The 25,864-nt window shown below is 69.1% G+C and carries 25 protein-coding genes and 1 pseudogene; 12 read left to right on the forward strand and 14 right to left on the reverse strand.

The window, feature by feature from the left end; all coding sequences use genetic code 11:
- Positions 1-294: 294 nt before the first annotated feature.
- The 4 genes from DFR50_RS18710 to DFR50_RS18725 all read right to left on the reverse strand — a co-directional run bounded on the left by DFR50_RS18710 (position 295) and on the right by DFR50_RS18725 (position 5,065).
- Positions 295-1,752 carry a metal-dependent hydrolase family protein gene (locus tag DFR50_RS18710; RefSeq protein ID WP_113890793.1) on the reverse strand — a complete coding sequence of 486 codons (1,458 nt, stop codon included), beginning with the start codon at positions 1,750-1,752 and terminating at the stop codon, positions 295-297.
- A gap of 61 nt (positions 1,753-1,813) precedes the next feature.
- Positions 1,814-2,848: an L-glyceraldehyde 3-phosphate reductase gene (mgrA, locus tag DFR50_RS18715; RefSeq protein WP_113890794.1), complete on the reverse strand. Its 1,035-nt coding sequence runs from the start codon at positions 2,846-2,848 to the stop codon at positions 1,814-1,816.
- A gap of 76 nt (positions 2,849-2,924) precedes the next feature.
- Positions 2,925-3,899, reverse strand: a complete 975-nt coding sequence (locus DFR50_RS18720; RefSeq protein ID WP_113890885.1) for a phosphotransferase enzyme family protein — start codon at positions 3,897-3,899, stop codon at positions 2,925-2,927.
- Between the two features lie 131 nt (positions 3,900-4,030).
- Entirely contained in the window at positions 4,031-5,065 is a 1,035-nt protein-coding gene (locus DFR50_RS18725) for a dienelactone hydrolase family protein (RefSeq protein ID WP_170153283.1), read from the reverse strand.
- Between the two features lie 302 nt (positions 5,066-5,367).
- On the opposite strand from DFR50_RS18725, the gene DFR50_RS18730 reads away from it, so the two are divergent.
- The 6 genes from DFR50_RS18730 (at position 5,368) to DFR50_RS18760 (ending at position 11,335) form a co-directional block, all read left to right on the forward strand.
- A complete protein-coding gene (locus DFR50_RS18730; RefSeq protein ID WP_113890796.1) occupies positions 5,368-6,399 on the forward strand; it encodes a CaiB/BaiF CoA transferase family protein in 1,032 nt (343 codons plus the stop codon).
- Positions 6,400-6,410: 11 nt separating this feature from the next.
- On the forward strand, positions 6,411-7,457 hold the full coding sequence (locus tag DFR50_RS18735; protein WP_113890797.1) for an MBL fold metallo-hydrolase: 1,047 nt from the start codon (positions 6,411-6,413) through the stop codon (positions 7,455-7,457).
- Between the two features lie 268 nt (positions 7,458-7,725).
- Positions 7,726-7,968: a type II toxin-antitoxin system Phd/YefM family antitoxin gene (locus tag DFR50_RS18745; RefSeq protein WP_113890799.1), complete on the forward strand. Its 243-nt coding sequence runs from the start codon at positions 7,726-7,728 to the stop codon at positions 7,966-7,968.
- The gene (locus tag DFR50_RS18750) at positions 7,968-8,423 is read left to right on the forward strand and encodes a type II toxin-antitoxin system VapC family toxin (RefSeq protein ID WP_113890800.1); all 456 of its coding nucleotides are present in this window, start codon (positions 7,968-7,970) and stop codon (positions 8,421-8,423) included. Before DFR50_RS18745 ends, DFR50_RS18750 begins: the two co-directional genes overlap by 1 nt.
- A gap of 106 nt (positions 8,424-8,529) precedes the next feature.
- Positions 8,530-9,372, forward strand: a complete 843-nt coding sequence (locus DFR50_RS18755) for an alpha/beta fold hydrolase (RefSeq protein ID WP_113890801.1) — start codon at positions 8,530-8,532, stop codon at positions 9,370-9,372.
- Positions 9,373-9,517: 145 nt separating this feature from the next.
- Positions 9,518-11,335, forward strand: coding sequence for an ABC-F family ATP-binding cassette domain-containing protein (locus DFR50_RS18760; RefSeq protein ID WP_113890802.1), 1,818 nt, complete (start codon positions 9,518-9,520; stop codon positions 11,333-11,335).
- 266 nt (positions 11,336-11,601) lie between these two features.
- On the opposite strand, the gene DFR50_RS18765 is transcribed toward DFR50_RS18760, so the two are convergent.
- The 5 genes from DFR50_RS18765 to crcB form a co-directional block, all read right to left on the reverse strand.
- Complete coding sequence (locus DFR50_RS18765; RefSeq protein WP_170153284.1) at positions 11,602-12,318, reverse strand: PEP-CTERM sorting domain-containing protein; 717 nt, start codon at positions 12,316-12,318, stop codon at positions 11,602-11,604.
- A gap of 310 nt (positions 12,319-12,628) precedes the next feature.
- Positions 12,629-13,831 carry a Bcr/CflA family efflux MFS transporter gene (locus tag DFR50_RS18770; protein ID WP_170153285.1) on the reverse strand — a complete coding sequence of 401 codons (1,203 nt, stop codon included), beginning with the start codon at positions 13,829-13,831 and terminating at the stop codon, positions 12,629-12,631.
- 304 nt (positions 13,832-14,135) lie between these two features.
- Positions 14,136-15,329, reverse strand: a complete 1,194-nt coding sequence (locus tag DFR50_RS18775; RefSeq protein WP_113890805.1) for a multidrug effflux MFS transporter — start codon at positions 15,327-15,329, stop codon at positions 14,136-14,138.
- 3 nt (positions 15,330-15,332) lie between these two features.
- Positions 15,333-15,683 carry a DUF190 domain-containing protein gene (locus DFR50_RS18780; protein WP_113890806.1) on the reverse strand — a complete coding sequence of 117 codons (351 nt, stop codon included), beginning with the start codon at positions 15,681-15,683 and terminating at the stop codon, positions 15,333-15,335.
- A gap of 4 nt (positions 15,684-15,687) precedes the next feature.
- Positions 15,688-16,083 carry a fluoride efflux transporter CrcB gene (crcB, locus tag DFR50_RS18785; protein WP_113890807.1) on the reverse strand — a complete coding sequence of 132 codons (396 nt, stop codon included), beginning with the start codon at positions 16,081-16,083 and terminating at the stop codon, positions 15,688-15,690.
- A gap of 125 nt (positions 16,084-16,208) precedes the next feature.
- Here crcB and queG point away from each other — a divergent pair, with 125 nt between their 5' ends.
- The gene (gene queG, locus DFR50_RS18790) at positions 16,209-17,366 is read left to right on the forward strand and encodes a tRNA epoxyqueuosine(34) reductase QueG (RefSeq protein WP_113890808.1); all 1,158 of its coding nucleotides are present in this window, start codon (positions 16,209-16,211) and stop codon (positions 17,364-17,366) included.
- A gap of 38 nt (positions 17,367-17,404) precedes the next feature.
- Here the strand turns inward: queG and DFR50_RS18795 are convergent, their stop codons facing one another.
- Positions 17,405-17,593 carry a YdcH family protein gene (locus DFR50_RS18795; protein ID WP_113890809.1) on the reverse strand — a complete coding sequence of 63 codons (189 nt, stop codon included), beginning with the start codon at positions 17,591-17,593 and terminating at the stop codon, positions 17,405-17,407.
- 226 nt (positions 17,594-17,819) lie between these two features.
- Here DFR50_RS18795 and DFR50_RS18800 point away from each other — a divergent pair, with 226 nt between their 5' ends.
- The 5 genes and pseudogenes from DFR50_RS18800 (at position 17,820) to DFR50_RS18815 (ending at position 21,204) form a co-directional block, all read left to right on the forward strand.
- Positions 17,820-18,041, forward strand: coding sequence for a YdcH family protein (locus tag DFR50_RS18800; RefSeq protein ID WP_113890810.1), 222 nt, complete (start codon positions 17,820-17,822; stop codon positions 18,039-18,041).
- A gap of 29 nt (positions 18,042-18,070) precedes the next feature.
- Positions 18,071-18,280 carry a ChaB family protein gene (locus DFR50_RS18805; RefSeq protein ID WP_113890811.1) on the forward strand — a complete coding sequence of 70 codons (210 nt, stop codon included), beginning with the start codon at positions 18,071-18,073 and terminating at the stop codon, positions 18,278-18,280.
- 40 nt (positions 18,281-18,320) lie between these two features.
- Positions 18,321-19,205, forward strand: a pseudogene (locus tag DFR50_RS33070) (alpha/beta fold hydrolase); the annotation flags it as partial.
- Positions 19,206-19,277: 72 nt separating this feature from the next.
- Positions 19,278-19,733, forward strand: coding sequence for a GNAT family N-acetyltransferase (locus tag DFR50_RS33075; RefSeq protein ID WP_245427963.1), 456 nt, complete (start codon positions 19,278-19,280; stop codon positions 19,731-19,733).
- 187 nt (positions 19,734-19,920) lie between these two features.
- A complete protein-coding gene (locus DFR50_RS18815) occupies positions 19,921-21,204 on the forward strand; it encodes an NRAMP family divalent metal transporter (protein WP_113890813.1) in 1,284 nt (427 codons plus the stop codon).
- Positions 21,205-21,267: 63 nt separating this feature from the next.
- On the opposite strand, the gene DFR50_RS18820 is transcribed toward DFR50_RS18815, so the two are convergent.
- The 4 genes from DFR50_RS18820 to DFR50_RS18835 form a co-directional block, all read right to left on the reverse strand.
- A complete protein-coding gene (locus DFR50_RS18820; protein WP_113890814.1) occupies positions 21,268-22,053 on the reverse strand; it encodes an ATP-binding cassette domain-containing protein in 786 nt (261 codons plus the stop codon).
- 3 nt (positions 22,054-22,056) lie between these two features.
- On the reverse strand, positions 22,057-23,382 hold the full coding sequence (locus DFR50_RS18825; protein ID WP_113890886.1) for a sugar ABC transporter permease: 1,326 nt from the start codon (positions 23,380-23,382) through the stop codon (positions 22,057-22,059).
- A 134-nt stretch (positions 23,383-23,516) separates the two neighbouring features.
- Positions 23,517-24,566, reverse strand: a complete 1,050-nt coding sequence (locus DFR50_RS18830; protein ID WP_113890815.1) for a substrate-binding domain-containing protein — start codon at positions 24,564-24,566, stop codon at positions 23,517-23,519.
- Positions 24,567-24,741: 175 nt separating this feature from the next.
- Positions 24,742-25,773, reverse strand: a complete 1,032-nt coding sequence (locus tag DFR50_RS18835; RefSeq protein ID WP_113890816.1) for a LacI family DNA-binding transcriptional regulator — start codon at positions 25,771-25,773, stop codon at positions 24,742-24,744.
- Positions 25,774-25,864: the final 91 nt, after the last annotated feature.

Below are 25,864 nucleotides of genomic sequence, written 5' to 3' on the forward strand. Positions count from 1 at the left end.
CCGCGCAACGCGGCAGACATTGGCCGGCCACGCTGGATCGCCACGCTTCGCTCGCGGTGACGCCGGAAAACAGTGCGGGCCGCCCCCGGCCCGCGGCGTCCTCGCGAGGAGCCGAAGGCGACGCGGCGATCCAGAAGCCGTCATGCGCCGACGTCGAAGCCGGCGCCCGCGCAACGCGGCAGACATTGGCCGGCCACGCTGGATCGCCACGCTTCGCTCGCGATGACGGAGAAAACGACGACGCCGTCGGAGCGCCCGCCCTCGCGGCCCCTTGTCGGCCGCTCGCCCGGCGTCTCACCCTCCGATCTCGTCCTTATAAATCCGTCCGCCCTTCATGATCAGCGCCAGACTTGCGCCGGGCCGTTCCAGAAGCGTGATGTCGGCGAGCGGATCGCCGTCGACCACGATGAGGTCGGCGAGCGCGTCCCTCTCCACCACGCCGAGCTTTCCCGGATAGGGGTTGCGCGGCCCCGACAGCGCGAGCAGCTCGCCGTTGGTCGACGTCGCCATCCGCAGGATGTCCACGGGGTCGTACCAGCGGCGCAGGTGGGTCAGCATCACGCCCTGGCGGCTTGCGAGCTCGCTGGAAAACAACAGGTCCGAGCCGAACGCGGTCCGGAGCTTGTGTTCCTTCGCCAGCGGATAGAGCGTCTCCGTGCCGGCGAACACCTGAAGGGCGTTGAGCCGGCTCTGGCCCGCGAGCCGGCCGGTGTCGGCCTCGTCGAGAAACGGCTGGGTGCTGAGCCACACGCCCGTGTCGGCCATGAGCTTCGCGGTCGCCTCGTCCATGAGATGGCCATGCTCGACGCACAGTGCGCCGGCCGCGAGCGCCCGCCGGATGGCGGCCGGCGGATAGGCGTGGACGGCGACGTAGGTGTTGCGGTCGGATGCGGCCTCCACCCCCGCCCGCAACTCGGCCTCGCTGAACGTCAGCATGTCGAGGCTGGTGCGCGGCGAGGAGACGCCTCCGCCGCCCACGAGCTTGATCTGGGAGGCGCCCTGCAGCAGTTGCTCGCGCACCCGGAGCCGGACTTCGTCGGCGCTGTCGGCGATGTTGGCGGCGCCCGTCCGCTCGAGGGGGCCGGGCGGTCCGCCGAACGGGCGCGGCAGGTCGGACAGCGGTCGCAGGTCGCCGTGCCCGCCGGTGGTGGTGATCATCGCGCCGCAGGGAAAGATGCGCGGCCCGCGCGCCAGTCCGTCGTCGATCGCCTGCTTGAGCGCGAAGGCGGGGCCGCCGAGATCGCGCACCGTAGTGAAGCCGCGCAACAGCGTCCGCTCGGCCTCGGCGGCGGCGGCGAGAACAATATAGCCGATGTCGGCGGTGAGCAGGCTCGAGACCGCGAGCCCGGCGAAGATCGTGTGCCAGTGCGCGTCGATCAGGCCAGGCATGATGGTCCGGCCGTCGCAGTCGATCACCCGCGCGCCGTCGGGAGCGCCCGTGTCGCCGGCCTCGAGCGCCGCGATCCGGTCGCCTCGAACCAGGAGGCGGAGCCCTGTGCGCGGGTCGGCGGACCGGCCGTCGAACAACCGGAAGTTCACGAACACGATCGGAGGCGAGGGCGTTTCGCGCTGGGCCTCGGCCCGGCCGACGAATCCGAGGGCCGCGAGCGACGCGCCCGCCCCCGCCACGAACCCGCGCCGCGACAGGCCCGCTTCGATCCGCCGGCTCGCCGACCGGAGGAGCGGCCTGCAGCAGGCGCAGCCGCTCGAGCCGGTCGTCGGGCGATCATGGTCCGGGGCGCAGAAAACCATCGATCCTCCTCGCGATGACGAAAAGGAGCGCCGTCGTCGGAAGGCGGCGCTCGACGCCCGATCAGGCGTCCAGTTCCGCCGAGCGCGCCCAGAGGTTGATCCCGGCCTCGACAGCGTGGCCGTCGATCTCCTGCAGCTCCTCCGGCGAGAAGCCGGGCGTCTCGAGCGCCTTCACGGCGTCGGCCACCTGCTCGGGGCGGCTCGCGCCGATCAGCGCGCTGGTCACGCGCCTGTCGCGCAGCGCCCAGGCGAGCGCCATCTGGGCGAGCGACTGCCCGCGCCGCGCGGCGATGGCGTTCAGCGCCCGCACGTGGGCGAGCGTCTCGGGGGTGAGGAAATCCGGCCTGAAGAAATGCGCTTCCGCCGCTCGGCTGTCGGCGGGTACGCCGTTCAGGTACTTGTCGGTCAGAAGGCCCTGCGCCAGCGGCGAGAACACGATCGCGCCGATCCCCTCGGCGTCGAGCGTGTCGAGCAGGCCGTCGCTCTCGATCCAGCGGTTGACCAGCGAATAGCTCGGCTGGTGGATGAGGCACGGCGTGCCGAGGCGCCTGAGGATCGCGGCGGCCTCGCGCGTGCGCCGGGCATTGTAGGAGGAGATCCCGACATAGAGCGCCTTGCCCTGGCGCACCGCGCTGTCGAGCGCGCCCATCGTCTCCTCGAGCGGCGTCTCGGGGTCGAAGCGGTGGGAATAGAAGATGTCGACGGTGTCGAGCCCCATGCGTTTCAGGCTCTGGTCGAGGCTCGCCAGCAGATATTTGCGGCTCCCCCACTCGCCGTAGGGCCCGGGCCACATGTCGTAGCCGGCCTTCGACGAGATCACCAGTTCGTCGCGGTGGCCGCGGAAATCGCTGCGCAAAATCTCGCCGAAATTGACCTCGGCCGAGCCGGGCGGCGGCCCGTAATTGTTGGCGAGGTCGAAATGGGTGACGCCGAGGTCGAACGCCGTGCGCAAAATAGCGCGCATCGTGTCGGGCGAGCGGTTGAAGCCGAAGCTGTGCCAGAGGCCGAGCGAGATCGCCGGCAGTTTCAGGCCGCTGCGGCCGCAGCGGTTGTAGCGCATCGAATCGTAGCGGGCGGTGGAGGGCAGGTAGGGCATGGGTTTCGGTCTCGGCTTGTTGACGGTCCTTCGGCTGTCCGATCGCGGTCAGGCGATTTCGCGTCGGGCGGCGATTTCAAAATAGGCGTCCGGTCATTGTCTCGGCCTGCCACGCTTTCAGGAATTCGATTTCGCGCCCGACCCAGCGGGCGGGTTCTCTGCCCCATTCCTCGGTACGGCTCGAATATTCGCCGATCAGCCATATGTGGCGAACGATGACGAAGGCGTGCGCCGCTTCGAGATCGTTCGGTGCGATTGTCCGCACCGACTGATAGCCCTCGAGGAAAGCGCGCCATGAGGCGTGCTGCTTGCGCCCGAACGAGACCTTCGCCCACAAGAACACCGCCAGGTCATAGGCCAGATATCCCGGACCGCCGTCGTCGAAGTCGAAGAACGCCGCGGCGCCGGCGTCCGTCATTCGCGCGTTGAAGCCGTGGCAATCGCCGTGGCAGTAGGTCCAGGTCAAATCGAGCGACTCGATCGCCTGTGCTGTTCTCGAAGCGACGCCTTCGAACTCGGCGCTCGTGGCTGCGCTTTCGATCAGCCCGCTTTTTTCGAGGCGGGCGAGAGGCCGGCGCAAAAGGTGGTCGAGATCGAGCGTGTAGCGCGACGAAGGGGGGCTGAACGAGCTTGCGGCGTCATGGACCATGGCGAGGGTGACGCCGTTGGCGCGGGCGTCGGCACAACCCGGGTCGGGCGCGCGGCCGTCGAGAGCGCGAAAGAGAACGCCTTCGCGCAGACCCTCGGGCGACAGACCGCGAACGAACAAAGCGCCTTCCCGCGTCGCTATGGGCGCGGCGACCGGCACGCCCATCCGATCGAGATGCGCCAGGAAGGCGGTCTCCGCCGCGACGTCGGCGGCGCCGCGCGCGCGCAGATGCGAAATGCGGAAGACGTAACGGTCTCCGGACGCCGTGACGACGAGGTAAACGTCGTTGAACCCGCGATTGAGCATGCGGCAATCCAGGGGCGTCGCCACAGCGTAGCGTTCCGCAAGGAATCGCGCCACGGCTTCCGCGCGCGGCGTCGAATAGACGGGCTCAAAATCCATGAAAGACTTCGCGTTGGCGCGCTGAGCGAATCCCATAACAGGTCGCGCACGAGCGGTTAAGAGGCGGAGCCGCCTGAATTGTCAACGATCGAGCGGTTCGGCGAGCGCATCGATAGGCGGGCGATATCATGCTAACGAGACGCGGCGAATATCGCTTTGAGGAAATTGGCGACGTCGTTCGGCGCCCTCTCGCGCGCCTCCGGATCGCCGCCGACGGTGACGCCGTGTTCCACGCAGTCCTTCAGCAGGGCGCCGGCGTCCTTGCCGGTCGCCTTGTCGTCGCCCCTCTCCATCGTCAATGCGCCGTCGTCGAGATCGATCTCGCCGTGACACTTGCGCAGGGTCGTCGGCCCCGGGCGGAAGCGCGGCGGCGCGGCGCTGTCGAAACCGTGGTAGGCGTCGGGATAGACGATCACGGAAATCGAGGCGCCTCTCGCGCGCAGGCGATCGGCGTAAGCCAGGCAGAACGCGGCCGGCGTGTAGTCGTCCTTGCCCCCCAACAGCATGAGAATTGGCGACCCGTCGAGGTGGGCCGACACCCACGCCACAGCGCATCCCGGATAGACTGCGACGTGAGCGGCGAAGCGGAGCCCGTCGTCGATGACCCCGCGACGAATCGGCTCCAGCGCGGCATTCAACGCAGCCGATCCGCCGCGCGAAAAGCCGATCACGCCGATCCGCTTTTCGTCGATCGCGGGATGCGTCGCGAGCAGCCGGAGCGCCGCAAGCGCCCCGGCGACGTCGGCGGCGGGCGACAGCCGCGACTGGTCCGTCGCCGTTTCGCTCACGCCGCGGCCGGTGAAGTTGTCGATGACGAAGGTCGCGACGCCCATCGCGTTGAGCCGCTGCGCCCACTCCCATTCGTTCTTCAGCACCCCGCTGCTGCCGTGAACCACCACCATGGCCGGAACCTTCGCGGCCGGGCCGGCGCCTGCCGGCAGAGTCAACACGCCGGCGATCAAGGCTTCTTCCGTCACTTTCCGCATGGCGAGCGCGCGTCCGCTTCTCGGGGTCGGCGCCTCGAAGGCGATCGTTCCCGTTCGCCCGTCGGCAAGCGTCGCGACCGCGGCGTCCGTCGTGGCGATCGACCCGGCTTCGGCCATGCCCGCCGAAGCGGCGAGAACGAGCGGCGCGATCAAGCGGGCGATGAGCGGATGGCGGCGCACAGTCAGCCTCGAAATCGGTGTTCTGCGACAGCGTCCGAGACGGGCACAGGCGCGAAGGGATGTCAATTCGCCAAGCAGAAGCCGAGGGCTCAACGCCGACGGAGCGGCGTCGACCTCATCGACCAGCGCGGGCTGCATGAATTTCGCGTCGTCACGATGCGCAGCCTCGCCGGCCCGGGGTGGCCGCGGCGTCGCGCGGGCTCGGGCGCGCGCTTTGCCGGGCGCGTCTGGCGTCTAGCCCGAACGGCGGACGGCGGTCTACAGTGACCCTTTCCGCCCACCCAACCGACCAAGGCTCCTTCATGCTGCGTCCGCTTGCCGGCCTGACCATTGTCGAATTCGAGGGCATCGGCCCGGGCCCGCTCGCCGGCCGGATGCTCGCCGAGCACGGCGCGGCGGTGACGGCGATCGTCAGGCCGCACAAGGCGACGATCGGCAATCCCGACCCTGTCGCCGACGATCCGCTGCGCCGCGGCAAGCGCATCGTGGCGCTCGACCTGAAGCGCGCGGCAGCGGTCGAACAGGCGCTGGCGCTGGTCGAGGGCGCCGACGCGCTGATCGAGGGCGGCCGGCCGGGCGTGATGGAGCGGCTCGGCCTCGGCCCGGCCGACTGCGCGAAGCGGAACCCGAGACTGGTCTACGGCCGCATGACCGGTTGGGGACAGCAGGGTCCGCTGGCCCAGGCGGCCGGCCACGACCTGAACTATGTGGCGCTGACCGGCATGCTGTCGCTGACCGAGCGTCCCGGCGCCCCGCCGATCGTGCCGCCGACCGTGCTCGGCGACGCGGGCGGCGCGCTCGGGCTCGCCTTCGGCATCGTCAGCGGCGTGCTGTCGGCGCGGACCACCGGCAAGGGCTGCGTCGTCGACGCCGCGATCCTCGACATGGTCGCAGCGCTCTCCGGCATCGCCCTCTGGGCGCGCGCGACCGGAATGCTCGACGGCGGGCGGCCGAGCATCTTTCACGATTCGCCCTTCTACGACGCCTATCTGTGCGCCGACGGCCGCTACGTCACAATCGGGGCGCTCGAGCCGCAGTTCTATGCGCTTTTCCTCGACAAACTCGGGCTTGCCGACGTCGATCCGAAAACCCAGTACGACATGCGGACATGGCCGGCGCTGAAGGCGCGCTTCCGGACGCTGTTCGCGGCCCGTCCGAGCGAGGCGTGGCGGGCGCTGCTCGAGGGCACCGACGTGTGTTTCGCGCCGGTGCTGACGATAGCGGAGGCGGCCGCTCATCCGCACAATGCGGCGCGCGGCCTGTTCCGCGAGGGCGAGGGGGGGCGGCTCGAAGCCGCCGCGGCGCCACGTTTTCAGCCGCTGCCGCAAGCGTGAGGAGAGACCGGATGACCGCCCACGCGACCCTGCATACGCTCGAATTCCCGCTTGCCCTGCCGCCGGCGCCCGGCGAGGTCGTCGAGGTTCGGCCGGGAATCTTCTGGGCCCGGCTGGCGCTGCCGTTCCGGCTCGACCACGTCAACCTGTATCTGATCGAAGACGGACCGGGCCTCGCGCTGATCGACACCGGCATCGACAACGCGCGCTCGCGCGCCGCCTGGGAGGCGCTGATCGACGGGCCGCTCAGCGGGCGGCGGCTGACGCGGCTGATCGCCACCCACTTCCATCCCGACCACATCGGCCTCGCCGGAATCTTGTGCGAGCGCTTCGCCATGCCGCTGATGATGAGCCAGACGGAATATCTGCTCGGCCTCAACATCCGCCTCGACCCGTCGGCGCTGCGGTCGGGGCCCTATTGCAGCTTCTACCGCTCGCACGGGCTCAGCGAGGAGAGCACCGAGATCGTGCTCGGCCACGGCCTGGACTATCTGCGCATGGTCTCGGCGCCGCCGAAGACGTTTCAGCGCCTGATGGCCGAGGATCGGGTGACGATCGGCGGCCGCGCCTTCGAAGTCCTGACCGGCGGCGGCCACTCGCCCGAACACGTGATGCTCTATTCGGCCGAGGACAGGCTCTTGATCGCCGGCGACCAGATCATGGCCAAGATTTCGCCCAACGTCAGCGTCGAGGCGATGGAGCCGGACGGCGACCCGCTGGGAATCTATCTGCGCTCGCTGGAGAAGCTGAAGGCGCGCGTGCCCGCCGACGCGCTCGTCCTACCCGGCCACAACCTGCCGTTCATCGGCCTGCACACCCGCGCCGACGAGCTGATCGCCCATCACGCGGCGCGCTGCGCGGCGATCGTCGAGGCCTGCAAGGTCGCGCCGCAGACGGCGGCCGAGCTCGTGCCGGTGATCTTCGGGCGCCCAATCGACGATCCGCACCAGCTCGTGTTCGCCTTCGGCGAGGCGCTCGCCCATATCAACGCGATGATCCGCGCCGGCCGGCTGCGGATGGGAAGCACAACGCGGGGGCTGGCGCTCGAGGCGGCGTGAGGGGATGGGCGTCGCCGGGTCTATTCTTCCCCGGAGCGACGAGGGAACCGAGGCGGCCGCGAGCCGAGGACGAACATGGCTGTAGGCATGGGAGTTTCCGGAAGAGCCGCGCGCGTCGGCGGCCACCCCTTTCCTGCGGCCTCGCCGATCGCTTCGAGCGACCTGATCACCGCATTCTGATCCGACGCGCGACGTGATGTCTGCGGCGGCCTTGGCGACTTGGGGCCGGATCGGTATAAGTGACTATCCAGATGGTCATGAGGATGCCATGGAAGATGTCTCTCTCGCCGACGCCAAAGCACGGCTGAGCGAACTCGTGGAGCGCGCGGCTCACGGGGAGTCGATCCGCATTACGCGACGCGGGAAACCGGTCGCGCGGCTTTCGGGCGTGGATGAGGATCGCAAGCCCGTGGACCTCGCGGCGTTGCAGGCGCTGACGGCGTCCATGCCGACGCAGCCGGAGCCGGCTGGCGAGTGGCTTCGCCGGGTGCGCGACGATCAGCGCTATTGATGCTTTACCTCGACACGTCCCTGCTCGTGAGCGCGCTGACGAATGAGGCGGACACACCCCGGTCCCAGAGCTGGCTCGCTGGCCGCGAAGCGTCAGAACTGAGCATCAGCGATTGGACGGTGACGGAATTCGCCTCCGCGCTGTCGATCAAGGTTCGGGCGGGAGCGCTCTCGGCAGCGAATCGCGCCGCGGCGCTATCGGCGTTCAACCGTATCTCATCGGAAAGCTTGCAGCTTTTTCCGGTCGCCCGTGCGGACTTCCATACGGCCGCGCGGATGGCCGATCAGGCGCATCTGAACCTTCGCGCTGGAGACGCGCTTCATCTCGCGATTTGCGCGAGTCGTGGCGCCACCCTCTGCACGCTTGACCGGCGGCTCGACGAGGCCGCCCCGCAGGTCGGAGTCGAAACCCTGCTGCTGTCGCAGCGACAGGGTTCGTCGCGACGCCCGCCATGAGGTCGGCGACTTCGATACCGTGACTCTTCGCCGCATCGGCTTGTGAAGGTGGACTGGCTTGCCGCCATCGGCAATCATCGCAGAAACGGTCTGGGAGGGCCCGCCGATGCTCGAACGCCATCTCGCCTGCCTGAGCCCGTCGGGGTTCCACCGCGTCGTCTACGATGAATGGCCCGGCCCGCCCGGCGCGCCGACGCTGGTCTGCCTGCACGGCCTGAGCCGCAACAGCCGGGACTTCGACGCCCTCGCACAGGCGATGGCGCGCACGCACCGGGTCGTGTGCCCCGACATGGCCGGCCGCGGCCGCAGCGAATGGCTGAAGAACCCGGCCGAATATCTCTTCCCGACTTACCTCGCCGATTGCGCCGCGCTGATCGCCCGGCTCGACGTCGACAGCGTCGACTGGGTCGGAACCTCGATGGGCGCGCTGATTGGCATGATGCTCGCCGCGCAGAAGGATACGCCCGTGCGCAGGCTCGCGCTCAACGACGCCGGCGCCGTCGTGATGAAGGAAGGTCTCAACCGCATCGGCCTCTATCTCGGCTCCGGGGCGACCTTCGACTCCATCGGGGACATGGAGGCGGCGGTGCGCCGGAACAACGCGCCCTACGGGCCGCTGAGCGACGCTGAATGGCGGAAACTGACCGTCGACAGCGCCAGGGAACGTCCGGACGGGCGGTGGGGGTTCAATTACGACCCGCATCTGGGCGACCTATACAAGGCCGGGCCGGTCGGCGACGTCGATTTGTGGGCCGTCTACGACGCCGTGCGCTGCCCGACGCTGCTGCTCCGCGGCGAACACTCCGACGTGTTGTCGCACGAGGTCGCCGCGGCGATGACCGGGCGAGGCCCGCAGGCGAAGCTGGTCGAGTTCGCCGGCATCGGCCACGCGCCGCAGCTCCTGAGCGCCGACCAGATCGGCGTGGTGCGGGACTTTTTGGCCGGCTGAACGTGGCGCCGCGCGGCTCGGGAGGGAGCGCGTCCCGCGCTCCCTGGGCGGCGGGACGCCGCCTTTCGCGAGGCGACCGACAAAACCTTTCCCTTTCGGGCCCCAGCCGCTATCCCTCGCGGCTTCCAGCACGAAAGCCGCTCCCATGCCGCCGCCCCTTCTGCAACTCAAGGACATCGCCGTCACGCTCGGCGGCGCGCCGCTGCTCGATGGGGCGGAGCTGTCGATTGCGCCCGGCGAGCGGGTCGCGCTCGTCGGCCGCAACGGCTCGGGCAAGTCGACGCTGCTGCGCATCGCCGCCGGCGAAGCGGCGCCGGACCGGGGAACCCGCTTCCAGCAGCCGACCGCGCGCCTCGCCTTCCTGGCGCAGGAGCCGGACATGTCGGGCCATGCCACCGTGCTCGACTATGTGCTGGCCGGCCTGCCCGAGCACGAAGACGGTTACGCCGCGCGCGCCATGATGGCCGACCTCGGCCTCGATCCAGAGGCGGATCCGAAAACCCTGTCGGGGGGCGAGGCGCGGCGGGCGGCGCTGACGCGCGTGCTGAGCGCCGAGCCGGACATTCTGCTGCTCGACGAGCCGACCAACCACCTCGACCTGATCGCGATCGAGTGGCTCGAGAGCCATCTGATGGCGAGCCGCTCGGCGCTGGCGCTGGTCAGCCACGACCGGCGGCTGATGGCGGACCTGACCAACGCCACCGTCTGGGTCGACCGCGGCGCGACCCACCGGCTCGACCGCGGGTTTTCCGCCTTCGAGGCCTGGCGCGACGCCAAGCTCGAGGAGGAGGAGGCCGAGCGCCACAAGCTCGACCGCAAGATCGTCGCCGAGGAGCACTGGATGCGCTACGGCGTCAGCGCCCGGCGCAAGCGCAACATGCGCCGCGTCGGCGAACTCGCCGACATGCGCCGCGACCGGCGCGAGGCGCGCAAAAGCGTCGGCCTCGCCACCATGGTGGCGCAGGAGGCGAAGGCCTCGGGCGCGCTGGTGATCGAGGCCGAGGCGATCGGCAAGGCCTACGACGACACGCCGATCGTCAAAAACTTCTCGACCCGCATCATGCGCGGCGACCGCATCGGCGTGATCGGCGCCAACGGCGCCGGCAAGACGACGCTGATCAATCTCTTGACCGGGGCGCTGGCGCCCGACACGGGCGAGGTGCGGATCGGGACCAACGTCACCATGGCGCGCATGGACCAGAAGCGCGACGCGCTGCCGCCGACCACCACGCTGGTCGACGCGCTGACCGGCGGCGGCAGCGACTACGTCAGCATCAACGGCGAGCGCCGACACGTCGTCGGCTACATGAAGGACTTTCTGTTCGGCCCCGAACAGGCGCGCACGCCGATCGAGAAACTGTCGGGCGGCGAGCGCGGCCGGCTGATGCTAGCCCGCGCCTTGAGCCTCACTTCGAACCTGATGGTGCTCGACGAGCCGACCAACGACCTCGACGTCGAGACGCTCGACCTGCTCCAGGAGCTGCTCGGCGAATACAAGGGCACCATTCTGATCGTCAGCCACGACCGCGATTTTCTCGACCGGGTGGCGACGTCGGTGATCGTCAGCGAAGGCGCGGGCGTTTGGCGGGAATATGCCGGCGGCTATTCCGACATGGTGGCGCAGCGCGGCTATGGATTGGCGGGTCCGTCGGCCGCGCCTGCGCCGAAGGCGGAGGCGAAGCCCAGGGGCGGCGCGCAGAAGGCCGAGCCGCAGGCGAAGAAAAAGCTGGCGTTCCACGAGAAGCGCGCGCTGGACCTGCTGCCGCAGCGCATGGAGGCGCTGCGCAGCGAGATCGACGCGCTCGAACAGAAGCTCGCCGACCAAAACTTCGCCGCCCGCGCGCCGGCCGCATTCGAGGCGGCGACCAACCGCTACGGCGCGCTCAGGGCGGACCTGGACAAGGCCGAGGACGAGTGGCTGGCGCTGGAAATCCTGCGCGAGGGAATCGAGGGGCAGGGGTAGCGCGTGAGGGCGCCGCCAAGGGAACGCGGGCGGAGCAGCGGCTGAAGCTCTCCCGCGCGTCTCGGCGAGTCTGTCCGACGCACCGCTTCGCCCCCGCTGTTCATTGTGGGCAAGACGGCGGCCGCGCGTCAGGGACGCGCTGCCGGCGCTTCGCATCCTTGACCCTCCCCTCGCGCTCGCCCCGGATCGGCCAGGAGCGAACGGCCGCATATCGAGCCGCGTCCGACCCTGACGCCGACCGAAGGATCGAAACCCGACTTCTCGGGTCAGGCGACCTTCGTCCAACGATACCCCGCGAAGCCGAGGCCGGCGAAGCCGAGAACCATCATGGTCCAGGTGGACGGTTCGGGGACGTTGGAGAGGGCCCGCGATGCCGATGCGCTCGACCCGACGACGATGTTCTCGGTGGCGTAGTCGCTGCCGGCCGGGCTCCAGCCGACCACGAATTCATCGGTCAAAGAGTACAACGACCGGACGAAGATCGGCCTGGAATTGACCGTCTCGGCTGACCCCGGTCCGGGCCCGACGGTGTTCGTCGCCAACTGCACGCGCATGCCGAACGGCCTGTCGGCATTGTCCAACCACGTCGTCTCGGTGACGGACCAGTTCGGCGGCAGAAAATCCTCTTCCAGATAGCTCTGGAAGGTCTTCACCGTCCCGCCGGTCAGGCCGGTTTCCGTCACGTAGAACGTGGTCGGGGAGCGATAATGGGAAATGCAGCATGAGGCCCCGTTCAGCACCTGCGCCATCAGGCCGGGTTGAGAAGAGCCGCCGCCCGATGCCTCGATGGAGTTCTGGAGCGAGCCGAAATACCCGCTCCAGGACGTCCCGCGCGCCAGGATCTGGATGGTGGTCGTCCCCAGGGTCGACCCACCGATTTCGAAGACCTGTGCGGATGCGGACGGGGAACCGAGGGTCAACGACAAGACGAACATTGCGCTCACACCCCACGCGGCGCCCGACCGGAGGGCCGCCGGATTCAATTCTGCGAGTTTGTGCATTTCTGGAACTCCCGCTTTGCGAGAGCGCCGCGAGACGCGGTCCGACGGGAAGGAACGACGATCGACCAGATGCGCTCCGGCGCGTCCCGGACAAACAGAGAAATTCGATTCAGTCCGTGAACAGGCGATGGTCTAAAAATTTACAGCGAGTACAATCTCAGACTTCCTCAAGTAAAACTTACGCTCATTCGCTGGGTTGTCAATTCTTGTCGAATTTATTCACGCGCGACAATGCGCGGAATTTCTCCCCTTCGGGCGATCTGCGGTCGGAAGAGCCGCGCCGCGGCCCCCCTCACGCCTCGACGTGCGGCCTCAGCCACAGCGCGTAGATCGCCCCGGCCGCCAGCGCCGCGCCGGTCATCACCTCGGCGACGCCGAGCGGCGACGCGTCGCGGGTGAGCGCTGCGCCGAGCGCCCCGCCGAGCGCGCCGCACAGCATCTGGCTCGCCAGCAGAATGGCCGAGGCGATGCCGGCGATCTCGGGCAGGGGATGCACCGCTTCGTGCATGGCGTTGGGGAAGATGAGCCCCATGGCGCAGAAATAGAAGAAGGCCAGCCCGACCACCGCGGCGATCGAGGCGGCCCCGGCGAGGCTGACGGCGAGCAGCGCGAGCGCGGCCAGCGCTGTGACCGTGAGCGCCAGGTCGAGCGCCGCCTTCGGCTTCCAATGCCGGCGAACGAACTGCGTGTTCAGGCTCGCGCCGGCGATCACGCCGAAAGAGGTGAAGGCGAACAGGCCCGCAAAGGCGGCCTTCGACACGCCAAAACCCTGCATGAACAGGAGCGGCGACGCGTTGATGTAGGAAAACATGCCGCCGAAGGCGAATCCCAGCACGAGCGAGAAGCCGAGGCAGAACCGATTGGTCAGGGCGCGCCAATAGTTGGCGGCGACGGCTGCGGGCCGCAAACTCTGGCGTGCGTCCTCGGGCTGCGACTCGCGCAGCCGGGCGAGGCCGAGCGCGAGCAGGAACGCGCCGATCGCGGCGAGCGCGACGTAGATCGCGCGCCACGGCGCGACATAGAGGATGAGCGCGCCCAGACTCGGGGCGACCACCGGCGCGACGCCGTTGACCTGCGCGATCGCCGTGATGAACAGCCGCGATTCGCGCGCGTCGAACAGGTCGCGCACGATCGCGCGCGGCAAGATGCCGACCGCGCCGGCGCCCGCGCCCTGAGCCAGGCGGAAGCCGAGCAGCGCCAGAATCGAAGGCGACAGCGCGGCGCCGAGGCCGCACAGGGTGAAGAGGAGGAGCCCGCCGATCAGCGCCGGCCTGCGGCCGAAGCGGTCGGCGAGCGGCCCGACGATGAGCGGCGCGGTCGAGAAGCCGGCCAGGAAGATCGCGACCGATGCGGCGGCGAGGGTCTGGCTCGCGCCGAAATCCGCCTGGACGAGCGCCAGCGACGGCAGCGCCATGTCGATCGCCAGCGGCGGCAGCGCCGTCATCGCCGCCACGAACACGAGGAACGCGGGGCCGTGAATATTGAACGATTTCAAGAAAAAACCCCCGAAGTCGGAACGCCGGCGCCTCCCCAGCCTCGGCGCCTGCCCCCTCCACCATGCTTCGCATGGTCCCCCTCCCCCGCTTCGCAGGGGAGGACATCGGCGCCGTCGCGCTTTCCTCCCCCGTGAAGCGAAGCGGAACGGGGGAGGGGGACCAGCCGAAGGCTGGTGGAGGGGGCCCGCCCGAGCGTCGGCCCGGCATTGCCGGATACGACGGGCGACCGCGGGATTCGGCCCGGCCGACCTGGCGGCGCAGCGGCGGGCGCGCCGACCTTTTCGCCCGATGCGCGGGCGAGCCTCACGCCTCGACCCCCCGACGCAACCAGACGACATAGACCGCCGCGGCGCTGATCCCCCCGGCGCTCATGACGACGCCGATCGCCAGCGGCGACGCGTCGCGATAGAGGGAGGCGGCGAGCGAGCCGCCGACGGCGCCGAACAGCATTTGCGCCGACACCAGCACCGCGGAGGCGACGCCGGCGATGTCGGGCAGGGGATGGATCGCCTCGTGCACGGCGTTCGGCATGATGAGGCCGAAGGCCGAGATGTAGATCATCACCGGCGCGATCACGAAGACCAGCGAGGGGTGGCCGAACAGGCTCGCGACCAGCACCGTCAGACCGGCGAGCGCAATGGCGGCGAGCGCGCCGTCGAGCACCCGGCGCGGGCTCGTATGCCGGCGCACGAGCCAGGTGTTGAGGAGCGACCCGGCGATCACGCCGGAGGCGGTCATCGCGAACAGCCCGCCGAAGGCCGCCTGTGAGGCGCCGTAGCCCTGGATGAACAGCAGCGGCGAGACGTTGACGTAGGCGAACAGCCCGGCGAACACGAGGCCGACCACCAGCGAGAAGCCGCCGCACATGCGGTTGGTCAGCGCGCGCCGGTATCCCGCGGCGATCGACGCCGGCCGGAGGCTGCGGCGCAGCTCCGTGTCGTGGGATTCTCGGAGCGTGACCAGCGTGATCGCGCCGAGCGCCAGCGCCACGGCGGCCAGCGTCGCATAGATCAGCCGCCACGGTCCCATGGCGAGCAGGCCTGCGCCGATCGTCGGCCCGATCAGCGGCGCGACGCTGAACACGACCGACACCGCGGCCAGTTGCAGCCGCGCCTCGCGGCCCTCGAACAGGTCGCGGACGATCGCGCGGGGAAGGATCGCGACCGCTCCGGCGCCGGCGCCCTGGACGACGCGCGCCACGATCAGCACGGCGATCGACGGCGCGAGCGCGCAGGCGATCCCGGCCAGCGCGAACAGCGCGAGGCCGCCGAGCATCACCGGCTTGCGCCCGAACCGGTCGGCGAGCGGCCCAACGGCGAGCGGGGCGGTGGCGAAGCCGGCGAGAAACACCGAAATCGCCGACGCGGCTTCCGCCGCGCTCGAGCCGAACTCGGCCTGCACGAGCCCGACGCTCGGCAACGCCATGTCGGTGGCGAGCGCAGGCAGGGCCGAGAGGCCGCCGAGCAGCGCCGTGAACCCGATACCCTGTCCCTTCATGTCTCAGGCCGGCGCGTGCTTCACGTCGGCGCCATACTGCAGCACCTGGACCTTTTCCAGCGTCACGAGGCCGCTGCCCATCATCGGGTCGAGCGTCGGAAGGAACGCCTTGATGCTGTCCTCGGTGTCGACGATTTCGACGATCAGCGGCAGGTCCTCGGACATGTCGAGGAGTTTGGCGCTGTGCAGCTGGCTCGACCGGCCGTAGCCCATCGGCCCGCGCAGCACGGTGGCGCCGGCGAGCTTGGCCAGGCGCGCGGCGTTGACGATCGCCTCGTACAGCGGCCGGCCCTTGTACTTGTCGTTCTCCCCGAAGAAGATCCGGAGCAGCATCGCTTCGCGCGGCAGATCCATGGCGTCAGGCTCCCTTGAGCTGGTTGAGCACGCCCGCCGCAGCGGCGCCGAGCCAGACCGCGACGAGGCACAGGACGACCGACAGCACGACATTCGCCCCGGCGAGCAGCCATTGGCTGTCGCGGGCGAGGTTCAGCGTCTGCAGGCTGAACGAGGAAAATGTGGTGTAGCCGCCGCAAATTCCGGTCATGACGAACTGGCGCGTGTCGTTCCCGACCAGTATGCGCCCATCCGGCCCGGTCAGCGCGGCAAAAAAGCCGATGATGAAGCATCCCGTGATATTGACGAGCACGGTGCCGACCGGGAATGTCCCGCCGACGACAGTGGCGGCGAACCCGGACAGCCAATAGCGCGAGACGCCGCCGAGCGCGCTGCCCAGCATGACCCAGAGCCACGTCATCTTGTCCCGAGAGTGTGCGGTGAGAGGAAGCGCGACTTAAGGGGATTCGGGCGGGCGGCGCAACGTCGGCGTGCGCATGCTCTCGGTCTTGTGAGCAGCGTCAGGCGGGCTGTCCAGGAGCGGATATGATCGAACCGGCCCGTTCGCGGACAATCGCCTCGTCGCTCGCGCTCAAGGCGCGCGCGCTCGGCTTCGACGTCTGCCGCGTCGCGTCCGCCGAGCCGCCGCCCGAGATGGCCGGGCGGCTGGCGGCGTGGCTCGGCGCGGGCGCGCACGGCGAGATGGCGTGGATGGCGGACACGGCCGAGCGGCGCAGCGATCCGCGCGCCCTGATGGGAGACGCGAAGAGCCTGGTGATGCTCGGGCTGAACTATGGGCCGGAGGAGGATCCGCTGGCCGCGACCCGGCGGCGCGACCGCGGCGCGATCTCGGTCTACGCCCGCCATCGCGACTACCACGATGTCGTCAAGGGCAAGCTGAAGGCGCTCGCGGCGCATCTCGCAGCCGCCGCGCGGCCGGAAAAGCCCGACGTCAAGGTGTTCGTCGACACCGCGCCCTTGATGGAGAAGCCGTTCGCCGCCCGCGCCGGGATCGGCTGGCAGGGCAAGCACACCAACCTCGTGTCGCGCCGGTTCGGCTCCTGGCTGTTCCTCGGCGCGATCCTGACCAACCTCGACCTCGAACCGGACGCGCCGGAGCGCGACCATTGCGGAACCTGCCGCGCCTGCCTCGACGCCTGTCCGACCGGCGCCTTTCCCGCGCCCTACCGGCTCGACGCCAGGCGGTGCGTGTCCTACCTGACGATCGAGCTCAAGGGACCGATTCCGCCCGAGCTGAGGGCCGCGATCGGCAACCGCATCTACGGCTGCGACGACTGTCTGGCCGCCTGCCCGTGGAACCGGTTCGCCGAGGCCGGACGCGAGGCGAAACTCGCGGCCCGCGCGGACCTGAACGCGCCGCCGCTCGCGGAGCTGGCCCGCCTCGACGACGCGGCGTTCCGGGCACGCTTCGCCGGCTCCCCGATCAAGCGGATCGGGCGCGCCCGATTCGTGCGCAACGTGCTGATCGCGATCGGCAACTCGGGCGACGCCGAACTCATCGTCGCGGCGCGGGAACGGCTCGACGACGACGCTCCGATCGTGCGCGGCGCCGCTGTCTGGGCGCTCGCGCGTCTCGTGTCTGGACCGGAGTTCGCCGCCGTCGCGGACGCGAGGGCGAGGGACGAGCCGGATGTCGGGGTCGCGCAGGAATGGCGCTCAGGCCTCGGCGCGTCCGACCGGTGATCGTTCCCCCCGCCCTCGTATCGACCTTGTCGCGCCGGCTAGTTCGTGGCGGTCGCTACGCTTTCGTGCCTCAGTTTCTCGATTTGGTCTTTGAGGGCGAGTTTCTTGACTTTCAGTTCATGGACCCTGATGTCGTCGGCCGCTGGATGACTTTCTTCGGCAAGGATCGCTTCTTCAATCGCTTGATGACGGCGCACCAGCTCATTGAGATGCGATTCAATCGACATGGAACTGCTCCATCTTACCCAAAACGACAGGAGTGTGACACAAGCGCCGAGGCGCGCAAGCCGGAAAATGGCGTGCGATGGGTCAAATTTCCGACTTCGGGTGAGCGGCGTTGACGCGCCGGCAGCGCGGTTGCGTCAGCCTTGCCACCGCCCGCGGTCGCGCTCATAGTCGGGGCCGAGCCCGCGCGCGCGCCGTGCGCGGCAGGGTTTTTGTCGTGGTGGGACGATGGACCGGGAGTTGAAGGAGGAGGAGCGCGCCGCCCTTGTCAACCAGATCGAGCGGCTGCGCGAGGAGCATCGCGATCTCGACGCGGCGATCGAGGCGCTGAGCGACGCCGGAGGGGCGGCCGACCGGCTTCAGCTTCAGCGCCTGAAGAAGCGCAAGCTGATGCTGCGCGACAAGCTCGTGCTGCTCGAGGACGATCTGACGCCCGACATCATCGCCTGAAGACGGTCCCCGCCGGGGCAGGAGGGAGCATGCCGTACCGGGTCAACGCCGATCTGCCGCCGTCGGTGCGGGATCACCTCCCGCCGCACGCGCAGGACATTTTTCGCGAGGCGTTCAACGCGGCCTATGCGGCGCACGAGAACGATCCGCGCCAGGAGGAGGCGGCGTTCCGCATCGCCTGGGCGGCGGTGAAGCGGGTTTACGAGAAGATCGGCGGCGAATGGGCGGCGAAGGAATGAGCCTGGCCCGTTCCGGCGCGGCGCCTGCGAAAGCGCCGCGATGACGCACAAGACCATCGACGCCGGCCCCCTGCGCATCGCCTATGCCGAGCATGGGCCGGCCGACGGCTGGCCGTGCATCCTCGGCCATGGCTTCCCCTACGACGTTCACGCCTATGACGCGGTCGCCCCGATCCTCGCCGAGGCGGGGGCGCGCGCAATCGTCCCGTACCTGCGCGGCTTCGGGCCGACCCGCTTCCTGTCGTCCGAGGCGCCGCGCTCGGGCGAACAGGCGGCGCTCGGCGCCGATCTTCTCGCCCTCATGGAGGCGCTCGGGATCGAGCGCGCGGCGCTCGCCGGCTACGACTGGGGCGGACGCGCCGCCTGCGTCGTCTCGGCGCTGTGGCCGGAGCGCGTCGAGGCGCTCGTTTCCGGCGCCGCCTACACCATCCAGAATATCGCCCGGGCGATGGAGCCGGCGGCGCCGGAGCTGGAAGCCGCGCTGTGGTACCAGTATTATTTCCACAGCGAGCGCGGCCGGATCGGCCTGACGAAGGACCGGCGCGGGATCGCCCGACTGTTGTGGCGGACGTGGTCGCCGACCTGGGCCTTCGACGACGCGACCTTCGACCGTACCGCCGAGGCCTTCTACTGCCCTGATTTCGTGGACGTGGTCGTTCACTCCTACCGCCATCGCTACGGGCTGGCGGAGGGCGACCCGGCCTATGCCGACATCGAGCGGCGGCTCGCGACCCAGCCGCCGATTCGCGTCCCGACGGTTACGATCGACGGCGAACGGGACGGCGTGAATTTCGGGACCGCGCATCACGCGCGGAAATTCCTGGGCGCTCACGAGCACCGGTTCCTGGCCGATACCGGCCACAATCTGCCGCAGGAACGGCCGCGGGCGTTTGCGCAAGCCGTGCTCGACGCGCGCGCGATGGCGCTCGCGGGCGGGGCCGCGCCGCTTCTCGTCCGCGACGCGCGGCCGGACGAGTTCGAAGCGATCGGCGCTCTGATGGTCGCGGCCTGTTCGGGGCTGGACGGGTTTCCGAAGCCCGAAACGCAGCCGGACACTTACCGGACGCTGGCGAACGTCGGCGAGCAGACCGAAACGCCCGGCGCGCGCCTGCTCGTCGCGCTGGACGGGGATCGGCTCGCGGGCGCCGTGGTCCTCACCGCCGACATCGCGGCGCATGGTTCGGGAGCGACGGCCGCCACGCAACCGGACGCCGCCGGCTTCCGCTTCCTCGCGGTCGATCCGGAGTTCAGGGGCCGGGGACTCGCCAAGGCGCTGGTCGAGCGCTGCGTGGACCTCGCCAGGGCGCAGGGTTGCGCGCGCCTCGTCATCCACGCGACCGACGCGATGAAGGCCGCGCGGGCCATTTGTGTCGCGCGCGGCTTCGAACGCGCTCCGGACCTCGACTTCGTGGACGGTTGGACGCCGGCGTACGGGTTCCGGCTGCCGCTTTGAAGCGCCATGCGCGGCGGACGGATGCCGCTCTGGGCCCTCTGCACACGGCCGTCGCGACCGGCGAAGTCGTCGCCCGGCGGAGTTCACGGTGGATCGTCGAAAAACTGTTCGGTCGTTTTGCAGTTTCTTTGGAACAGAAACGCGCTTCCCGCGTTTTCGTGAAGACGATGTTCATCTGGATCCGATCATGACAACGCCCGTCCATGTCGAACAACGGGCGTGGCCGCGCTTACGCGATGTCATGGGTCCCGGACTGATCACGGGCGCTTCCGACGACGACCCCAGCGGCATCGCCACCTATTCCCAGGCGGGCGCGCAGTTCGGCTACGCCGTCACGTGGACGCTTGTGCTGACCTATCCGTTGATGTGCGCGATCCAACTGATCAGCGCGCACGTCGGCCGGGTCACCGGTCGCGGACTCGCCGGAAACCTTCGCCGCCACCATCCGGCCTGGCTGCTCCATCCGCTCGTCGGAATGCTCGTCATCGCCAACACCATCAACCTCGGCGCCGACCTCGGCGCGATGGCGGCGGCGCTGCACCTGCTGATCGCCGGCCCGACGGCGCTCTATGTCGTCGCCTTCGCGTTCGTCACCGTCGTCGCCGAGGTCTTCGTCCGATACGACCGATATGCTTCGATTTTGCGGTGGCTGACACTTTCGCTCTTCGCCTATGTCGGAACGGTGTTCGTTGTCGGCGTCCCGTGGTGGAGCGTGGCGAAGAGCCTCGTCCTGCCGCACATCAGCCTCGACGGCGGCTACCTCACGGTCATTGTTGCGGTTTTCGGGACGACCATCAGCCCCTATCTTTTCTTCTGGCAGGCCGGCGAGGAAGTCGAAAATGAAAAGGAGGACCCCGCCGCCAAGCCGCTGATCAGGGCGCCGGAGCAAGCGCCGGCCGAAATGGCCCGAATGCAGATCGATACGCTGGTGGGAATGGGATTTTCGAACCTGATCGCGTTGTTCATCATGCTCACGACCGCGGCGACGCTGCATGCTCATGGCGTCACCGACATTCAGACCTCGTCGCAGGCCGCCGAGGCGCTGCGTCCCATCGCCGGCCGGTTCGCCTTCACCGTCTTCGCGCTCGGCGTCATCGGGACCGGGCTGCTGGCGGTCCCGGTGCTGGCGGGGAGCGCCGCCTACGCTGTCGGCGAGGCGCTGGGGTGGCGGGTGGGATTGACGAAGCGCCCCGGACGCGCGCGCGCCTTCTATGGCGTGATCGCCCTGGCGACTCTGGTCGGCGCAGCGCTGAACCTCACGCCGCTCGATCCCATCAAGGCCTTGTTCTGGAGCGCGGTGATCAACGGCGTGGCCGCGGTTCCCATCATGGTCATGATCATGCTGATGGCCTCGCGACCAAAGGTCATGGGCCCATTCGCCCTGGGACCGGTCCTCAAGGCCGTCGGGTGGCTCGCCACCGCCGTGATGGGGCTCGCCGCGATCGGCATGTTCGCAACCCTCGGCGGTTGACGATCCGCCAGCGACGCCAAGGGTTACCGCGGGATCAAAACGTCCGGGCGGGGCCCGGGGCTATCACCCCTGCATCGCGCCCGGGCCGGGCAGCGCGCCGGGCGGACACTTGCCCAGAATGATCATGCCCAGAACCTCGTCCTTGGTCATGTCGCTGACCCGGCCCGAGCCGACCACCTGGCCGTTCTTCATCACCGTCACCCGGTCGGCGAGGTCGAACACGTCGTGGATGTCGTGGCTGATCAGGAAGATGCCGATGCCGTCGGACTTGAGCTGCTTGACCAGTTCGCCGACCTGCGCCGTCTCGGCCGGCCCGAGCGCCGCGGTCGGCTCGTCCATGATCAGGATGCGGGCGTTGAAGTGGATCGCGCGGGCGATCGCGACCGACTGGCGCTGGCCGCCGGAGAGCGCGATCACCGGCTCCTTGAAGCGGCGGAAGTTGGGGTTCAGCCGCCCCATCACCTTGCGCGCTTCCGCTTCCATCGAGGCGTCGTCGAGCGTGCCCCAGCGGGTGAGCAGCTCGCGGCCGAGATAGAGATTCGACGCCGCATCGACGTTGTCGGCGAGGGCGAGGGCCTGGTAGACCGTCTCGATGCCGTAGCTCTTGGCGTCGCGCGGGTTCGAGATGTGGGCCTCTTCCCCGTTGACGAAGATCTGCCCGGCGTCGCGCTTGTAGGCGCCGGACAGAATCTTGATCAGGCAGGATTTTCCGGCGCCGTTGTGGCCGAGCAGACCCACCACCTCGCCGGGGTAGAGGTCGATGTAGGCGTGGTCGACGGCTTTCACGCCGCCGAAGGCGATCGAGATGTCCTTCATCTCGATGAGCGGGGTGCGGACCTGAGCGTCCATGACTTAGCCCTTCGCGGTTCTGCGGCGATAGAAGGTGTCGAGGCCGACCGCGCCGACCAGCACGACGCCGACCACCATCTGCTGGAAGGCCGAATCGAAGCCGAGCAGGATCATGCCCGACTGCAGCGACTGGATGACGAGGGCGCCGATCAGGGCGCCGTAGATCGTGCCGACGCCGCCGGCGAGCGACGTGCCGCCGATCACCGCGGCGGCGATCGTATAGAGCTCGTCGAGCTGGCCGAGCACGTTGGTCGCCGAATCGAGCCGCGCCGAGTCGATGCAGGCGGCGATCGCGGCGAGCATGCCCATCAGCGCGAACACCATGACCGTGATGCGCTTGGTGTTGATGCCCGCGAGCTCGGCCGCCTCCGGGTTGCCGCCGATCGCGTAGACGTAGCGGCCGAACCGGGTGCGCCGGGCGAGGAACGTCATCGCGAAGCCCACCACCAGCGCGATCAGCACCGGAATCGCCCAGCCGGTGGAGATGAACAGTCCGCCGGCGGGCACGGCGACGTTGTTGGCCTCGGCCCACCGGGCCGCCACCCGCTCCGGCCAGGGATAGGCGTTGACGATCAGGGTGGCGCCGAGCACGACGAAGCAGCCGACGGCGGCGATCAGATATTCGGCCCACATCGGCCGCTGCGGAAAGCGGAAGCGCGCCCGCCGCTGCCGCCCCGAATAGAGGCTGAAGACGATGCCGACGCAGGCGAGCAGGGCGAGGACCCAGCTCCAGGTCGCGCCGATCGAGCCGTGCGGGCCGCCGCCCATCAGCGAAAAGCGCGGGTCGAGCGGCGCGATGGTCTGGCCGGCCGTCACCCACCAGGCGGCGCCGCGCCAGAACAATTGCGCGCCGAGCGTCACGATGAAGGCGGGGATGCCGAGATAGGCGACCAACGAGCCGTGCAGCGCCCCGATCGCCGCGCCGACCACGAGCGCGAGGACGACGGCGAGAATCCAGATCGCCGGACTGTCGAGGCCGAGATATTCCGGCAGGATCCGGACCTGGGCGACGCCGATGATCGTCGAGACGAAGCCGATGATCGACCCGACCGACAGGTCGATGTGGCGCATCACGATGATGAGCACCATGCCCGTCCCCATGATCGCGATCGACGACGTCTGGACGCTCAGGTTCCATAAGTTGCGCGGGGTGAGGAACAGGCCCTCGCCGGACTGGATCTGCGTGTAGACGTTGAACCCGACCCAGATCAGCGCCAGCGCGAAGATCATCCCGAGCATCCGGGTATCCACTTCGGTCGCCCGGAGTATGCGGCGAAGGGTCGGCTCGTCGGGGGCGGCGCTGGCGGCGCCGGGCGCTGCGGAGGTCATGGGCACTCCCTTTTTTTGGTTCTCGTTTCGGCGCCCCTCGCGCGGGAGCGGCGCCATCGCCTCGAGAGACGGCCGCGCCGGAAACAACCGGCGCGGCCTCGTTCGGTTTCACCCCGGGGAGGGGCGGCTCGACCTCAGTCGCAGAACTTGACCGTGCCGGGCTTCACGCCGGCGCACACCTCGGCCTTGGTGATCCACCCCTTGTCGACGATGACGTCGAGGTTGTCGCGGGTGACCGGGAGCGGGGTCAGCAGGATGCTGTCGAGCTTGACGTGGTTCGGGCCGCCGGAGAACGGCTTCACGCCTTCGATGTCGGCGCGCTTCTTGCCCTTGGCGAGGTCGAGAGCGGCCTGGGCGGAGACATGGCCGAGGTCGCGCGCGTCCTTCCAGATCGACACGGTCTGGGTGCCGAGCGCCACGCGGTTGATCGCCGCGTGGTCGCCGTCCTGTCCGGTCACCGGCACGGAGCCGGCCATGCCCTGCGCCGCGAGCGCCGCGACGACGCCGCCCGCCATGCCGTCGTTCTCGGCCACGACCGCGTCGACCTTGTTGTTGTTCTTGGTGAGGATCTGCTCCATTTCCTTCTGGGCGTTGTCGGGCTTCCAGCCGTCGGTGTAGGTCTGACCGACGTCCTTGATCTTGCCGGCGTCCATGGCGGGCTTCAGCACTTCCGTGATGCCGGAGAACAGGAAGTCGGCGTTGGCGTCGCCCTTGTCGCCCTTGATGAAGGCGTAGTTGCCGGCGGGCTTGGCCGCCTCGATCGCCTTGCCCATCATGCGGCCGACGCCGATGTTGTCGAAGGTGATGTAGAGAACGTTCGGGTTCTCGATCAGGCGGTCGTAGGCGATCACCGGAATGCCTTCGTCGGCCGCCTTCTTGACCGCCGGCAGGATCGCCTTGTTGTCCATCGCCAGGATCAGGAGCACGTCCGCGCCCTTGGAGATCAGGCTCTCGACGTCCGTGAGCTGCTTGGCGGGCGAGGCCTGGGCGTCGGCCGAGATGTATTTCGCCCCCGCCTTGTCGAGCACCGCCTTGATCGCCGCCTCGTCGGTCTTCCAGCGCTCTTCCTGGAAGTTCGACCAGGAGACGCCGACCGTCACGTCCTTCGCCGACGCGGCGAAGGCCATCGCGCTCGCGGACGCGAGCAGCGCCGCCCCGATCGCAAGCTTGGCTACAACTTTCATGTCTTTCCTCCACTGGAGGCCGGCGCGAGAACCCGAGTTCGGGGTCTCGTCGACGGCCGGTTAAAGCTCTTGGACCGCTGTCTTACCGGGCGATCGTGCGGGATCGCGACACTAACCGCCGAGGCGACGCCGGCGCAACCATCCCCCGGACGTTTGACCCGGCTCGGCGACGGGCTCATGGCAGATTGTCCCGCATCACGATTTCGACGCGAATCTTTTCCTGTTCGGCCAGGATCGGCTCGCGGCGCGCGAGCGACAGCAGGACCCGCATCGCCGAGCGCGCCTCGTGGCCGGGGTCCTGCACGATCACCGCGTCGATCGCGCCGCGCAGCAGGCCGCGGCGGGTGACCGGGGTCAGGTCGTGGGCGACGACGACCACTTCGCCCTCGCGGCCGGAGTCGGCGAGCGCCTTCATCACCCCGGGCGTTCCGGCGCCGACGTTGTAGAGCCCGATCAAGTCAGGATGATCGGCGAGCAACCTCGCCGTGAGGGTCTCGTTCGCCTCATCGCGGTCGCCGCCCTCGACCGGGGCGAGCGCGGACAGGTTCGGATATTCGAGGCCCGTCACCTGATGGAAGCCGAACGCCCGCTCGGCGTGGTCGCGCAGCGACTGGGACCCGGCGACGACCCCGACCTCGCCCATGCGGCCGCAGGCGAACCGGCCGATCAGCGATCCGGCGGTGCGGCCGGCGGCGACGTTGTCGATCCCGACATAGTGATGGCGGCGCGAGCCCGGCACGTCGGAGACGAGCGTCACGACATGCGTCCCGGCGGCGACGAGATCGTCGATCGCGGCCCTCACGCTCTGATGGTCGAGCGCCACCACGGCGACGCCGTCGTAGCGTCCGGCCAGCGATTCCAGGGTTTCCGCCAGCGCCGCCGGATTGAAGACGTCGGCTCTGATGGTCTCGGCGCTGGCGCGCCGGGCGTTGAGCCATGCGCTCATGTCGCCGACGGCGGCGACGATCGCCTGCATGAAGAGGTTGCCCCCGTCCGGGACGACGACGGCGAACCGGCTCGTGCGCCGGCGCGCGAGATCGGCCGCCGCGGAGGACGGATGGAACCCGTGACGGGCGATGGTCTCGCGGACCCGTCGCGCCGTATCGTCGCGCACGCCGGCGCGACCGTGCAGAACGCGGTCGAGGGTCGCCACGCTCACTCCAGCCTCCCGAGCAATGTCCTTCAGTGTGAGGTGGCCTGCCGCCATATTCCCCTGCTCTTCGTCGCGTTTCATAGCAATCGCCGCTGAGGTGCGCAACTCAGAACTCGAGCGGGGCAGCGAATTGCGCTTGCGGGCG

It is taken from the genome of Roseiarcus fermentans (assembly GCF_003315135.1).
Lineage (GTDB): Bacteria > Pseudomonadota > Alphaproteobacteria > Rhizobiales > Beijerinckiaceae > Roseiarcus > Roseiarcus fermentans.

Bases quoted from the DNA above. Each gene is read 5' to 3' on its own strand.
- DFR50_RS18735 (WP_113890797.1), top strand. From the start codon at position 6,411: ATGACCGCCCACGCGACCCTGCATACGCTCGAATTCCCGCTTGCCCTG.
- DFR50_RS18815 (WP_113890813.1), top strand. From the start codon at position 19,921: ATGACAACGCCCGTCCATGTCGAACAACGGGCGTGGCCGCGCTTACGC.
- DFR50_RS18795 (WP_113890809.1), bottom strand. From the start codon at position 17,593: ATGTCGATTGAATCGCATCTCAATGAGCTGGTGCGCCGTCATCAAGCG.
- DFR50_RS18780 (WP_113890806.1), bottom strand. From the start codon at position 15,683: ATGGATCTGCCGCGCGAAGCGATGCTGCTCCGGATCTTCTTCGGGGAG.
- DFR50_RS18825 (WP_113890886.1), bottom strand. From the start codon at position 23,382: ATGACCTCCGCAGCGCCCGGCGCCGCCAGCGCCGCCCCCGACGAGCCG.
- DFR50_RS18745 (WP_113890799.1), top strand. From the start codon at position 7,726: ATGGAAGATGTCTCTCTCGCCGACGCCAAAGCACGGCTGAGCGAACTC.
- DFR50_RS18750 (WP_113890800.1), top strand. From the start codon at position 7,968: ATGCTTTACCTCGACACGTCCCTGCTCGTGAGCGCGCTGACGAATGAG.
- queG (WP_113890808.1), top strand. From the start codon at position 16,209: ATGATCGAACCGGCCCGTTCGCGGACAATCGCCTCGTCGCTCGCGCTC.
- DFR50_RS18835 (WP_113890816.1), bottom strand. From the start codon at position 25,773: ATGGCGGCAGGCCACCTCACACTGAAGGACATTGCTCGGGAGGCTGGA.
- DFR50_RS18830 (WP_113890815.1), bottom strand. From the start codon at position 24,566: ATGAAAGTTGTAGCCAAGCTTGCGATCGGGGCGGCGCTGCTCGCGTCC.
- DFR50_RS18760 (WP_113890802.1), top strand. From the start codon at position 9,518: ATGCCGCCGCCCCTTCTGCAACTCAAGGACATCGCCGTCACGCTCGGC.
- DFR50_RS18805 (WP_113890811.1), top strand. From the start codon at position 18,071: ATGCCGTACCGGGTCAACGCCGATCTGCCGCCGTCGGTGCGGGATCAC.
- DFR50_RS18775 (WP_113890805.1), bottom strand. From the start codon at position 15,329: ATGAAGGGACAGGGTATCGGGTTCACGGCGCTGCTCGGCGGCCTCTCG.
- DFR50_RS18820 (WP_113890814.1), bottom strand. From the start codon at position 22,053: ATGGACGCTCAGGTCCGCACCCCGCTCATCGAGATGAAGGACATCTCG.
- DFR50_RS18710 (WP_113890793.1), bottom strand. From the start codon at position 1,752: ATGGTTTTCTGCGCCCCGGACCATGATCGCCCGACGACCGGCTCGAGC.
- DFR50_RS33075 (WP_245427963.1), top strand. From the start codon at position 19,278: ATGGTCGCGGCCTGTTCGGGGCTGGACGGGTTTCCGAAGCCCGAAACG.
- DFR50_RS18720 (WP_113890885.1), bottom strand. From the start codon at position 3,899: ATGGATTTTGAGCCCGTCTATTCGACGCCGCGCGCGGAAGCCGTGGCG.
- mgrA (WP_113890794.1), bottom strand. From the start codon at position 2,848: ATGCCCTACCTGCCCTCCACCGCCCGCTACGATTCGATGCGCTACAAC.
- DFR50_RS18755 (WP_113890801.1), top strand. From the start codon at position 8,530: ATGCTCGAACGCCATCTCGCCTGCCTGAGCCCGTCGGGGTTCCACCGC.
- DFR50_RS18800 (WP_113890810.1), top strand. From the start codon at position 17,820: ATGGACCGGGAGTTGAAGGAGGAGGAGCGCGCCGCCCTTGTCAACCAG.
- crcB (WP_113890807.1), bottom strand. From the start codon at position 16,083: ATGACGTGGCTCTGGGTCATGCTGGGCAGCGCGCTCGGCGGCGTCTCG.
- DFR50_RS18730 (WP_113890796.1), top strand. From the start codon at position 5,368: ATGCTGCGTCCGCTTGCCGGCCTGACCATTGTCGAATTCGAGGGCATC.